Source organism: Nostoc punctiforme PCC 73102 (genome assembly GCF_000020025.1).
Lineage (GTDB): Bacteria > Cyanobacteriota > Cyanobacteriia > Cyanobacteriales > Nostocaceae > Nostoc > Nostoc punctiforme.
Genome location: NC_010628.1, coordinates 1,698,118 through 1,710,593, shown reverse-complemented (window position 1 = coordinate 1,710,593; position 12,476 = coordinate 1,698,118). Strand labels below are relative to the sequence as shown.

General features: G+C 40.8%; 8 protein-coding genes and 1 pseudogene. 3 read left to right on the top strand and 6 right to left on the bottom strand.

Annotation, left to right across the window (positions count from 1 at the left end):
- Positions 1 to 30 precede the first annotated feature (30 nt).
- The 3 genes from NPUN_RS07140 to NPUN_RS07130 all read right to left on the bottom strand — a co-directional run bounded on the left by NPUN_RS07140 (position 31) and on the right by NPUN_RS07130 (position 2,847).
- Positions 31 to 1,476 carry a phage tail sheath family protein gene (locus tag NPUN_RS07140; protein ID WP_012408130.1) on the bottom strand — a complete coding sequence of 482 codons (1,446 nt, stop codon included), beginning with the start codon at positions 1,474 to 1,476 and terminating at the stop codon, positions 31 to 33.
- Between the two features lie 133 nt (positions 1,477 to 1,609).
- A complete protein-coding gene (locus tag NPUN_RS07135; protein WP_012408129.1) occupies positions 1,610 to 2,248 on the bottom strand; it encodes a carboxypeptidase regulatory-like domain-containing protein in 639 nt (212 codons plus the stop codon).
- A gap of 14 nt (positions 2,249 to 2,262) precedes the next feature.
- A complete protein-coding gene (locus NPUN_RS07130) occupies positions 2,263 to 2,847 on the bottom strand; it encodes a Pvc16 family protein (protein WP_012408128.1) in 585 nt (194 codons plus the stop codon).
- A gap of 411 nt (positions 2,848 to 3,258) precedes the next feature.
- On the opposite strand from NPUN_RS07130, the gene NPUN_RS37360 reads away from it, so the two are divergent.
- Both NPUN_RS37360 and NPUN_RS07120 read left to right on the top strand, forming a co-directional pair.
- Positions 3,259 to 4,911 carry an eCIS core domain-containing protein gene (locus NPUN_RS37360; RefSeq protein ID WP_012408127.1) on the top strand — a complete coding sequence of 551 codons (1,653 nt, stop codon included), beginning with the start codon at positions 3,259 to 3,261 and terminating at the stop codon, positions 4,909 to 4,911.
- 77 nt (positions 4,912 to 4,988) lie between these two features.
- Entirely contained in the window at positions 4,989 to 7,217 is a 2,229-nt protein-coding gene (locus NPUN_RS07120; protein WP_012408126.1) for an ATP-binding protein, read from the top strand.
- 38 nt (positions 7,218 to 7,255) lie between these two features.
- Here the strand turns inward: NPUN_RS07120 and NPUN_RS07115 are convergent, their stop codons facing one another.
- From NPUN_RS07115 to NPUN_RS44670, 3 genes and pseudogenes are all read right to left on the bottom strand, one after another.
- Positions 7,256 to 9,019 (bottom strand): Rieske (2Fe-2S) protein, encoded by a 1,764-nt coding sequence (locus NPUN_RS07115; protein WP_012408125.1) that lies wholly within the window; start codon positions 9,017 to 9,019, stop codon positions 7,256 to 7,258.
- Positions 9,020 to 9,417: 398 nt separating this feature from the next.
- The gene (locus tag NPUN_RS07110; protein ID WP_012408124.1) at positions 9,418 to 9,798 is read right to left on the bottom strand and encodes a hypothetical protein; all 381 of its coding nucleotides are present in this window, start codon (positions 9,796 to 9,798) and stop codon (positions 9,418 to 9,420) included.
- Positions 9,799 to 10,185: 387 nt separating this feature from the next.
- Positions 10,186 to 10,597: pseudogene (locus tag NPUN_RS44670) on the bottom strand (alpha/beta fold hydrolase).
- Between the two features lie 320 nt (positions 10,598 to 10,917).
- On the opposite strand from NPUN_RS44670, the gene NPUN_RS07100 reads away from it, so the two are divergent.
- A complete protein-coding gene (locus tag NPUN_RS07100) occupies positions 10,918 to 12,273 on the top strand; it encodes a cytochrome P450 (protein WP_012408123.1) in 1,356 nt (451 codons plus the stop codon).
- Positions 12,274 to 12,476 lie beyond the last annotated feature (203 nt).

Sequence of the window (12,476 nt, the reverse complement as noted above, 5' to 3'; positions counted from 1 at the left end):
CCTATTGCCTATTTGTCTATTCCCCATCCCCTACGTTCCCGTCCCAGTCCACTGACTCAGACGGAAAATCACGAATTCTGCCGGCTTCACAACTGCTATGCCAATCTCTGTGACAACTTGACCCAAATCCCGCACTTCTGGGGGGTTGGTTTCGGCATCACATTTCACATAAAAAGCTTCTTGGGGTGTTGTGCCAAATAATGCACCTTTGCGCCACTCTATCAATAAAAAAGCACTGATATTGCGGCGGATTTTTGCCCAGAGTTCGGGGGTATTGGGTTCAAAAACTGTCCATTGAGTCCCTTTATCAATGGAGTCTCGCAGGTAACTAAAGTGCCGACGAATATTGACGTATTTGAACTCAGTATTTGCATCTCCGCCCAAGGTACGCGCACCCCAAACGCGGATATTCCCGTTTAATTTGCGAATAACGTTAATTCCATCGGGATTAAGCCCATCTTGTTTGGCTTTGCTGAGATTATATTTTAAATCTAAAGCTCCCAAAATAGTTTCATTGGCAGGGGCTTTGTGTACTCCCCTTTGTCCATCAACCCGTGCATAAACTCCTGCAATATGACCGCTTGGTGGAATAAAAATATTGCTATTACTCGCAGGATCGAAAACTTGAATCCACGGGAAATACAAAGCTGCATAGGCAGAGTTGAAGGGTTTAAGGGTATTCACAACTCCTGTGCTGCTAAGGTCGATGGTATCTAGACTATCGAGAATCGCAATGCGATCGCCAAGTTTTTCTGCATGGTCTTTGATATCATCTCTGAGGGCTAAATTTCCTGGTGCAGCGACTATAGTAATTTCATCAATAGCTTCAAACGCATCTAAAACACCAGCAAGTTTATTTTCTTCAGATATCCAGGTGACATAACAACGAGTTCCACCATTTCTGAAAAAGCCATAAACTGCATGAGCTAAGGTGTTTTGTCCTTGGGTATCGCCAGTAGGTGGTAAAAAGTCACCAAAGAATTTCTTAAATTCACTAAAGTTTGTGATTAATTTAATTTCCCCTTCTTGAGCGATGTTAGGATCGCTGGGAATTACTATTACAGGTAGTTGAACTTGGTAATATCCGGTAATTTTTTCCCCTGAAGGAATTGCATCTTGAAATTTTACGGTTGCAGATTTTTCTGCATCGCTATTAGTAATAGGGTTTGTATCATCTAAATTAACAGGACTCCCACCAACGAAGAAGCCATAAGTCCCCACTGTGGTTACTAGTGGATAATCTCCTGACAATAAGGGATAATTTTTTTGGTTTCCACCTTTACCCTCACCAATATCAACTGGGCTTGTAGGGCTACCCACAGACTTAATTGAGGTCTTGCTAATATTAGTTGATGACCAAGCATTGGCTTTAATCGTGCCAATAAAAGCAGCAATACTGGTTCCAACTCCGACAATTGGAGCAGAACCCGAAGCTATTTCTTCGACGTAAACACCTGGAGAAAGATAGGTTGGCATTTAATTAGCTCCTTGATATAAGTAAGAAGGTAAATAGGGAATAGGCAATAGGCATAAGAGTTTTAGCTTAGTTTATTTTTCCTCATATAGTTGATTATTGTGCCTATTTACTTATCCTAAAAAAAATGAGTATTTATTTGGGTTTTAGAGCAAAACTCTGCTCCGCAATTACTTGGCCGCGCTGAATATTGAGTTGCTGTAAAACTTGTTGATAACCTGTTGCAGAGACAATCACGGTGATGTTACGCTCACCAAATTTTGGAGATTCTAATCCGATTAAATGATAATTACCTTGTTGGTCACTAATGGTAGTATCTCCGCTATCTTGAATCTGTACTTTGGCATTTGTAATCAACTTTTTTGGATCGGTTACATCAGTAATTTTTCCTTTAATTCCCGTGGGCGAAAGCACAATATCCGCCATCGTTGTGGAAATTTTGCCATTGATAGGGGAAGATACTTGAACTTTTGTTCTGACTTCGTTGTATCGAGTTGGGCTGGTAGGTAACGATGCTTCTAGAAGATATTCCCCAGAGGGTAAATTGGTAAAGTAAAAATAACCATCATTGCTGGTAATTTTGCGGTCAGGCCGCTCAGACATTTTTTCCCATTGCGAACCGTATTGCAGTGCTTTTAGAGATAAAATGGCTCGAAATTTTTCTGGCATCTCAATAATTGCAACTATTGCACCAGAAATATTCTTTTGGGTTTCTCCTTGCAAAACTTTACCTGCGATCGCTATTTGTTGGTTAACTATAGATAGTTCGAGCATCGCTACTCCTGAAACTAAGAGTTTGGTTGATGAACTCCCACCAGTCTCGCTTCTTCTCCTGCTTCATCCACAGGAACGGAGATGGTAACAGTACAATGCAAGACAACCTTGGGTCTAGTTCCTTCCTTCCCCCCCATTGCTTGCCAAAATTCCCCAAAACTTTGTAAGTTACTGGGACGTAAACTAATTAGTCTTAAAGGAAGTTCTTGTCCTTCTAAGTTATCTGCAATCAAGGGTTCGGAGAGTTTTCGATGTCGCAGCAACACCTTCATCACTGCTCCTAAAAGTTGATGTTCTGTCTGGACATCCTCTTCATTTTGTGGCCAAGCAGTAATTAGATATGAACAATCTACCCTAGCTGGGGGACGTTTTCTAATTGCTCTGCCATTAGTTTGGCGTTCCACTGACCAAGCACTGCTGCGTAACTCCAGATTCTCCTGTACATCATAAAGAAATAAATTAATCGCTGGTTTTTGTTTAATTGCTCCTTGATAAGGGGTCTGAAAACTGATAAACACCTCTGTGTCTCCTGAAGGAACATCAGGTGGAAGTTCTCGCTTCAGTAGCAATTCTAAGGTAGTGTCTAGACCATCTAACATAATCTAAACAATGTTCGTTTTATGACACTGTTCATTTTGAAAGCTTATGAAAGAAAATAACTGATAGTTGAAAATAATACAGCCAGTTACTAGCCTTATGAATAAAATATACATTAGTTAATGTCAATATTCTTGTAACTATTAGTAATATTTGCAAAAATTGTAATTTAGGAAAAGTCTGCTAAAATCGATTGATTAAATTTAAAATAAGGAACTTAACGTTGCAGAATCTTGCTGCGACGTTCAAAACTGGGTTGGGCTTTGCTCCGTGTTTTAGAATAAAAATGTAATAATTTAGTCTACTACTACGATATAGAATAAACACCTAAAATTTATAACCAGCATAAACACTTAAGTATGTGTCATCACTATTTTTTATAGCAATCCCTAACCGAATGCCGGAGATGAACCATGTACCAAAAACAAATATTTCAAAAAGTTGTACCCTCACTGCCATCAACGCCAATAAGTAAAAAGATTGCCCCTAGTCGCAGTTATGGGTCATTGTCTTCAGTTGTGCAGAGAGTACAACAAGACCCAAATAGTGTGAGTGGGAATGAGAGACAGGAGTTAGAGAGTGCGATCGGTTCAAGGTCAACGCGAGAGATTTTGGCAGGGAAGCAAACGCCGTGGATACCTGAATTCCAAGGGATTTCCGCGCAACTTTGGGGTAATTCTGGGGAAGTTGGCGCACCTATTCAGGCGAAGCTGACAATAGGGGAAGCGGGGGATAAGTATGAGCAAGAAGCGGATCGAGTAGCCAAGGATGTGGTGCAGAAGATCAACACACCACAAACGAATGCACTGCCAAAGGAAGATTCAGCGCCAATACAAACTAATACTTTACAACGCCAGCAAACAGATGAAGAAGAATTGCAACTAAAGCAGTTACCAGAGATGGTGCAGCGCCGAGAAGCTATTCCTGGAGGTGAAGCATCAACGGATTTGGCAGACTCTATTAATAGTGCTAGAGGTGGTGGACAGTCTTTGGATGCCAATCTGCAACAGTCAATGGGGCAAGCGATGGGAACAGATTTTAGTGGGGTAAGGGTACATACAGATGCTCAGGCTCATCAGTTGAATCAATCAATTCAAGCGAAGGCGTTTACCACAGGGCAGGATGTGTTCTTCCGACAGGGTGAATATCAGCCAGGGAGTAGAGGGGGACAGGAGTTGATTGCCCATGAATTGACCCATGTGGTGCAGCAGAATGGCGGTGCGGTGCAGCCTGCTGTTACCCAAAAACATGACAATTGGGGAGAGGCAGATAAGTTTCTCCAAGCTAAAAATTATCTCATGTCAAAAGCACCCCAGGGTGTCATCCAACGCGGAGGAGCGGAAGATACCAGCAAGGATAATAGGACTGAAATAAAAGTGCTAAAAGAGGAGGGAGGAGTAAAAATTATCTACTCTCAAGACAAAAAATATCATTATGTTGAAGCACGAAAAGACGTAACTTTCAAAGGTTCGGTATGGCTTGGAGAGGTGAAAATAGAACCTCCTACAGATGGTTATACTGTCCTCCACACTGATGCAACACAGGATGCTCGTGGAGGATTGCTTACAGCTTTGATTCCTTTCGCTCTGAAAATTGTTGCACAAAACCATCTAGAGGAAGACGGCATAGTTGTATTGCCAATGGGGGGTGGTGCAGTCATCAAGAGTATGGTGAAGCTGCTGAGTGAAAAAATAGGGGACACAGATACACATAGTGAAGCTACCAAAATAGAAAAAAGGCGCAAAGCTAAGGAAAAACAATATGTAGAAAGTTTAGGGTTTTTTGACAAAAGAAGCTACGAGAGTGCCAAAAAAGCAAATGTTAGTGAATGGAACGAGACATTTGATCGAGAACACAAAAAGCATATGGAGGCAATATTAAACACTCGCAAAGGATCGTCTATTAACTTTATCTCATCAAAAGGGAGTGTGAAGCGAAATGCTGGAGTAGAAAACTTTGGGCTAGAAGTCGATATCCCAACGTATATAGAAACATTAAAAAAGGCAACTACAATGACAGTAGAGATACCTGCTGCTTTGGTAAAAGAAATAGCCGATCAAATATAAAAGAAAGTTATTGTAGTGCGATCGCCATTTTAGCGAAAGTAATAAAGGAGATTGAAAAAAATATTTAGGATAGTGCGATGCCTACAGTAGGCGTTGCTAACGTCCACAATCTCTGCTCCATTTCCATATACTGCTCACTCAAGGAATATCCAGTGTATTCAACAGCAGCAGAAGCGCAGATATTTACCAAACCTATCTCCCAAGCCGTAGAAATTAGTCCTGATTTAAATGGGTTGCAATCTATGTTGCAACGATTAGATTGGCTAATTAAACAAGCGATTTTCACTCTGCAAACCCAGGAAAAAGCAGAGGGAGAAATCGGAGTATCATGGTTGCAAAAGACCGAAATATCATCAGAGCCAACATCAATTACAATTCGGTCAGATTCGCTCTTAGCATGGTTGCAAAATACTTTTAGTTTATCTAGCTTTGACTTAGATATATTAGCGATCGCTCTTGCACCAGAATTAGATCGTCACTATGAACGGGTTTATGCTTATCTCCAAGATGATATGAGTAACAAAAAACCCACAGTAGATATGGTCTTAAACTTGCTCTGTTCTAGCGTTCCAGAAAAGCTATCACGACGTAAGCATTTTACTACTAACTCACCCCTAATTTACCACCGTCTTCTCCATCTCTGTCCAGAATCTCATCAGCAGCAATCTACACTTCTTTCTCATCATCTAATACTCGACTCCCAAGTGGTAAGGTTGCTATTGCATCAACCGGGGTTAGATTCCCGCCTCACTTCTTGTTGTCAACTATTAGAACCAACTATATATTTCGATACTTTATATCTCAAGGCAGATGTACAGACAGCACTAGAAGCATTGCTGATAGAAGACTGGCAAAAACAACAACCATTACTGCTATATTTTCAAGGGACTGATGCCTGCGGCGGGCTGCGCCTACGCACTGGTAAACGCCGCACTGCCCAAATTCTTGCTAAAACTTTGGAAGTTCCCTTATTAGTTGTCGATTTAGCAAAGTTGGTAGAGGATAAAGCCAACTTTGAGGAAAAACTGCAACTTTTATGGCGAGAAGCCTGGTTTTTTAATCGTTTGCTGTATCTCGATAACTTCGATATTCTCTACCTTCAAGAGCATCAAATTCTTTATCAATCCTTTCTCAGAGAATTAGAGAAAAATATAGGTATTACTATTCTCTCAGGAGTGAAAAATTGGATACCCACAGCGACGGGTGCAACCGGGTTAATTACAGTTCCCTTTACAGTTCCTGAGTCTAGTCAACGCCGAGAATGTTGGCAAACTCACCTCAAAGCAGCCCATATAACTCTTGAAGATAGAGAGTTAGATGTGTTGTGCGATCGCTTTCTTCTCACTCCAGACCAGATTGCGGATGCTGTCGCTACTGCCTATAATACTGCCCGTTGGCAACAAATTGACTCAACTCAAGAAAAACCACTACCGTCATTTTTAAACTTATGTAGTGCTGCTCGCGCTCAATCAGGTCACGATTTAGCTACCCTCGCCCGTAAAATAGAACCGAAATATACTTGGGATGATATTGTATTGCACCCCAACCAAATAACACAACTAAAAGATATTTGCAAAGAAGCAGAATACCGAAATTTAGTACATCAAAAATGGGGTTTTGCAGATAAATTATCTTTAGGTAAAGGTTTAAATGTTCTGTTTTCTGGTTCTTCCGGTACAGGTAAAACTATGGCAGCAGAGGTGATTGCCCATCAACTGCAATTAGACCTTTACAAAATTGATTTATCTCAAATAGTTAGTAAATACATCGGCGAGACAGAGAAAAATCTCAATCGCATTTTTACTGCTGCAACCAATTCTAATGCCATCCTTTTTTTCGATGAAGCCGATGCCTTATTTGGTAAACGTTCTGAAGTGCAAGATGCCCGCGATCGCTACGCCAATATCGAAGTAGGTTATCTGTTGCAAAAAATGGAAGAGTATGAAGGTATTGCAATTTTAACTACAAATCTCCGTAACAATATAGACGAAGCTTTTGAGCGGCGACTCCGATTTATTATCGAATTTACCTTACCAGATACAAAGAATCGTCATTCAATTTGGCAAAGAATTTTTCCCAAAAATGCCCCCTGTAGTCCCAATCTTGATTTAGAATTATTGGCACAAAATTTTGAGATTACAGGGGCTAATATTCGCTATATTGCGCTAACAGCAGCTTTTTTAGCGGCAGATGATGGGGGAGTAATTGAGATGGTACATTTAATTCGAGCGCTACGTCGGGAGTATCAGAAAATGGGACAAGTTCTCAGGGATAAAGATTTAGGTCAATATGTAGATTTGCGTTGATTCTACTATCACACAAAGCAAACGCATCTAAATTTCAGTCACGATTCCTCAAATAAGCGAGCGCCCTGATGTAAACGTTCCACAATTTGATAAGTTTGTCCTTGAGATCGCATTGTCGGAGAATGAGCGGCTAAATACCGAGATGCAGCCACTAGTATATGAATTCCAGCCGAAGTTTGACCGAGGAAAGAATACTGACGAAAAGCAGCTTCTATTTCTTGAATCACATGAAAATCACGGTTTTCTCGCAGCATCAATTTACCCAGTTTTGCCATCAGTCTTTCAGCACTACCACCACTGTATAAATAATTAGCAACTAATTGCCCTGTCTGGTTTACTTGCTGCTGACGGTTTAATAAATCTGGTAGCTGCTGGAGTAATTGTTCGGGATTTTCCACAGTGTCTTTAGGTTCTGGCAAGCGTGCTGGTGGGACATTCAAAAAACGATTTAAATACACACTCATCGCTGCATCAAACACACCTCTTAGTACTTCGACTGTTGGTACTCTTCGTAAAGCTTGATGTACGGCATTTGCAAATGTGAACGGATGGTGGGCTGAATTCCAATCTCCAAAATCATTATTGGTGTGGAAACGAGCTACTCGTAATGCTGCTGCATAAGTAACGACACCAGCTAATTGTTCTTCAGTACAACCTGCCTCCAGTGCATTTAACAGCGAGTCTGCGATCGCTTGTGGGTCTTCACCCAGTAAAATTGGTACTAGTTCATCTCCTTGTGACCAACTTCCTTGTCGAGATTTTCCCACACTTAATACAGTTGGTAATTGCTCAAATGCCGACTCTAATATTGCCACCAAATCTACAGGGTAGCGCCAAGAATTGGATTCTTCCATTCGAGAGGCAGTGGCTAAACCCGAAACTAGGCTAGCCAGAATTGATTCTGCTGCTTGCCAAGCTATAGCATCAAGCGCTTCTAATGCTTTATTGATAAAATCAAGCGTATGCCCAACATCAAGATAGCGACGATCCGTAGCAGCAGAGAACAGCATATCTGCTATTTGCTTTGAATCAGCTCCTGAACGAATAGCAGATACTAAACATCTTTGTGCCGCTTCAGCATCCCGTACCTGAATAAATTGGCGGAACCAGTTTTTGAGAGTCGCAAAATCTACTTTCGAGTTGGGTAGTGGATGAACAACAAACTCTGGTGGCGCACCCGCACTATCATTAGCCACTGCTGATAGTCCGTGGAATAAAGCACGGGGTTTGTCTTCTACATCAAGATAAGGTAGTAGATTCATCATGCAGGTATGGATAGTCAAACCTGTACTCCAACCTGCTTTGTTATAACGAGTGCCAAATTCTAGCCCCATGAGAAATGGTTCTACCGGATTCACCCCTATATCTAAGAGTGCAAGCGTTGATTTCGCAATCACTAAAGAAATATTCTGCTCTAAACCGTCTTGCAGACGTTGGGAATGGTGGCTATGAGGGTTAACTAGTGGCGCTAAATTTACCCAAACTTCACCATCACGGATTTCTACTGGGAAACAAGGAACATCATCTGCCCAGGAGTCAAATGTTCCACCACTAGCAAGGTCAAAACGGGCATAATGCCAAGGACAGGTAACAATACCATCTTTGCAAGTGCTCCCTTGTAAGGGAAAGCCCATGTGAGGACAACGGTTATCAATTGCGTAAACTGTATTGTTTGAGTAAAACAAAGCAATGGTATGCTTTTGCTTGTGGACTAATAAACTGCCTGCTGCCTGAACTTCTGCAAGTTGAGCAACACGGATATAATCGTCTGTTTTCGTTGCACCTTCAAATATTTGAGTCATTTAATTGCACATAGGTAAATGTCAAAACCCTTATTTCTACTCTGACAAAGTTTTTCAGATTTGAGCATTTGTGCATTCTAATTTTTGTTAACTTTAGAATCAGTAGTAAGACCTACAGGAACCCCTTCGCTTAACCCACTTCAACTGTTGGCATATTTCAACACTCGCCCCCACTCTCAATACCACGCCATTTCTACCAGTATTTATTTGTGGTTAGTGACTTGTCCATTATCATCAAACACATCAGCAACTAGCCAATGATATACATAATTAAGACTCATATTTGATTCTTGAAAAAAGTTAGTATAGCTCAAAGAGGCCTATTGCCTATTTCCTATTTCCTATTGTCCTCCTACACAAATTATGAATATCTAAGGCTGCTTTCTACTCTATTTTACTTATGGGTTTTTTGAAGTTGTTAATAGAGTTTGCATCTCCAGCCGAGTTTGTAAATCTACAATCAAATTCTCTCCATGTCGTCGCGCCTCCCATAAGCCAGAGTAGCGAGAGCCAATGCTCCACTTTCCTTGCATATAATCTTCGTCTTCTGAGACTGTGCCTGTGTATGTAACTGGTGAAGGTGAAGTTATTAAATAAAGCTTTGTAAAGCTGATATTACGCCCAATTATCTCACCGCTAACAGTCGCTTCTCCTAAATAGTTATCATCCAAAATAGAACCATTGAAAACATTCCCACTCTGCACAAAAGTTGCTTCAAATAGACTTGGCATTTCATCTTGCCAGTAAGTTCCTAACCAATTACCATTTATGTCCGCCATAGGAATTTACAATAATTTATGTTTTTTAATCTATATTACTATTTTGTATAGCGTTAACGTGCCATAAAAGATTGACTCAATTAATATCTAATTTTCCCAAATATAATGATATAATATTTGCCATTCAATGTAAGAAATATCCAAACCATTTCACTTTTTAACCAATTCAGCATTGAACAAGCAATTTGATACATGGAGCCGTAAGGTTTCCATATCTATCCTAAATCTTCTACAGTTTTTTATTAGGTAGTTCTGCTATACCATAGATACGCTTTAGTAAATGCGATCGCTACCCTCGAAATTGTCGCCTATCTTTTGGCAGAAATAAGGGAACATCTGCTAGAAACGCTATTTTTGCTACGTTTCTAGCGAAAATGGCAATTGAGTTTAGGTCTTGAGGAATGCCAGCAAATCGGTGTTAAATTGCTCTCGATGCGTGCTGGACAATCCGTGGTCTGCGCCCGGATAGACCTTTAGAATCGCTCCCTTGACAATCTGCGAGGAGAGCTGAGTTAGCGATCGGCACAATTTGGTCGTCGTCACCGTGAACGATCAGCGTTGGCACGCCGAACTTCTTGAGGTTGTCCGCGTAGGTATCCATATCATTGCCGTTCCAAGGTTGGCTTGACCGCCCATGTCCACAACGGTCATGAGCGATCGCCGTTATCTGCTACTAAAACTAGTTGCTCATCCCAAGCATCAGCATTGAGCGGCCAACCATGACTGAAAACTACGGGTTGTCTTGTGCCCAGTCTTTGTAATATATCTGCGTGCCATCTTTCGTTGCGATCGTATTCATATTTGTGTCACCTTTAGGCTTGTCCTAAAACTTCAAAACCAGAGTGTTCAAAACTTTGACTTTACATGAACTTTACAACAGTAAGGGGAGACTACAAAAAAGATATTACCTAGCCGTGTTTCGAGTTTATTGTTGTGTAGCGTGAATCTGGGCTATGAGTGATGGTATCTTTTTTGGCTTGTGCCTAAGCAATTATAAAACTTTTTGGTTTAGTAAGTAACAAAGCGTATTTAAGCAGAAAATCTCTCTATGTGATGAAGATTGAATATCAACAGTGAATTAATGTTCTTGAATACACATAAAAAGAGAGGGTTTTTGCTATGGTTGCCGATGTATTCGAGTTACCAGCACCGTCGGTAAACTCTATCGTTGGACATTTATTTGAACTCGGACAAGACCCATTAGGATTTCTTACCCGTTGTCGTGACTATGGTGATATTGTTCCCTTACAGTTAGGGTTAACACCTAGTTGTTTAATAATTAATCCTGAATATATAGAAGAAGTTCTCAAAAATCGCAACGATTTTATTAAAAGCCGAGGCTTACGTGCCTTAAAAAGTTTACTAGGAGAAGGGTTATTAAGCGCAGAAGGAGAATCCTGGTTTTGGCAACGTCGTCTTGCCCAACCAGTATTTCACCAAAAACGGATTAATGGATATAGCCAAACAATGGTTGAGTACACCAACCGAATGGTTCAAACTTGGCACGATGGTGAAACTCATGACATTCATGAAGATATGATGCGCTTAACACTACAAATAGTTATGAAGTGCATATTTAGCGATGATATAGATGCAGGGGAAGCAAAAGTTGTTGCCGATGCGCTAGATGTGGCAATGCAGTGGTTTGAAAGTAAGCGACGGCAGAATTTTCTGGTATGGGAGTGGTTCCCAAGACCTGAAAACATTCGTTATCGTGATGCTATTGCCCAAATGGATGAAGCTATTTATAAACTCATTCAAGAGCGTCGCAACGGTGGGGAAAAAACTAATGATTTGTTGACAATGCTAATGGAAGCGAAAGACGAACAAACTCTTCAACAGATGGATGATAAATTGCTACGGGATGAAGTCGCCACCTTAATGTTGGCAGGGCATGAAACAACTGCAAATACTTTATCCTGGACATGGATGCTCTTGGCACAAAACCCCGGAGTGCGTGAAAAATTAGAATCAGAGTTAAATCAAGTTCTGCAAGGGAAGTTACCAACTCTCGAAGACCTTGGGCAGTTGGTTTATACACAACAAATTATCAAAGAATCAATGCGGTTATATCCTCCAGTACCTCTCATGGGGCGAGAAGCAGCAGTAGATACTCAGATTGGTGATTACGAAATTCCTCAAGGCATGGCAATCATGATTAGCCAATGGGTAATGCACCGTCATCCAAAGTATTTTGAGAATCCTGAAGCTTTTCAACCAGAAAGGTGGACACAGGAGTTTGAAAAGCAGCTACCTAAAGGAGTATATATACCCTTTGGGGATGGGCCAAGAATTTGTATTGGTAAAGGTTTTGCTCAGATGGAAGCGGCTTTGTTATTGGCAACTATCGCTCAACGCTTCCAAATAGATTTAGTCCCAGGATATCCAATCGTGCCACAGCCTTCAATAACCTTACGCCCAGAAAACGGTCTGAAGGTGCAACTTAAGCAAATTGCATTAGACACTTCTAAATAAATTCTATTTAATGACATTGAGGATCTAAGAAATGCCAGGCAATGTTGGGATGAACATTGCCTCTAAAATATATTTGTTAAAGACCTCGAATAGCGAAAAATTAACTTGAAATTTTAACTAACATTCAGGTTTATAGTCCAATACGCTTGGGTTAAGGGCTAATAGCAAAATTTTGGGTTTTTGAGATGCAATAAATCGCCGTC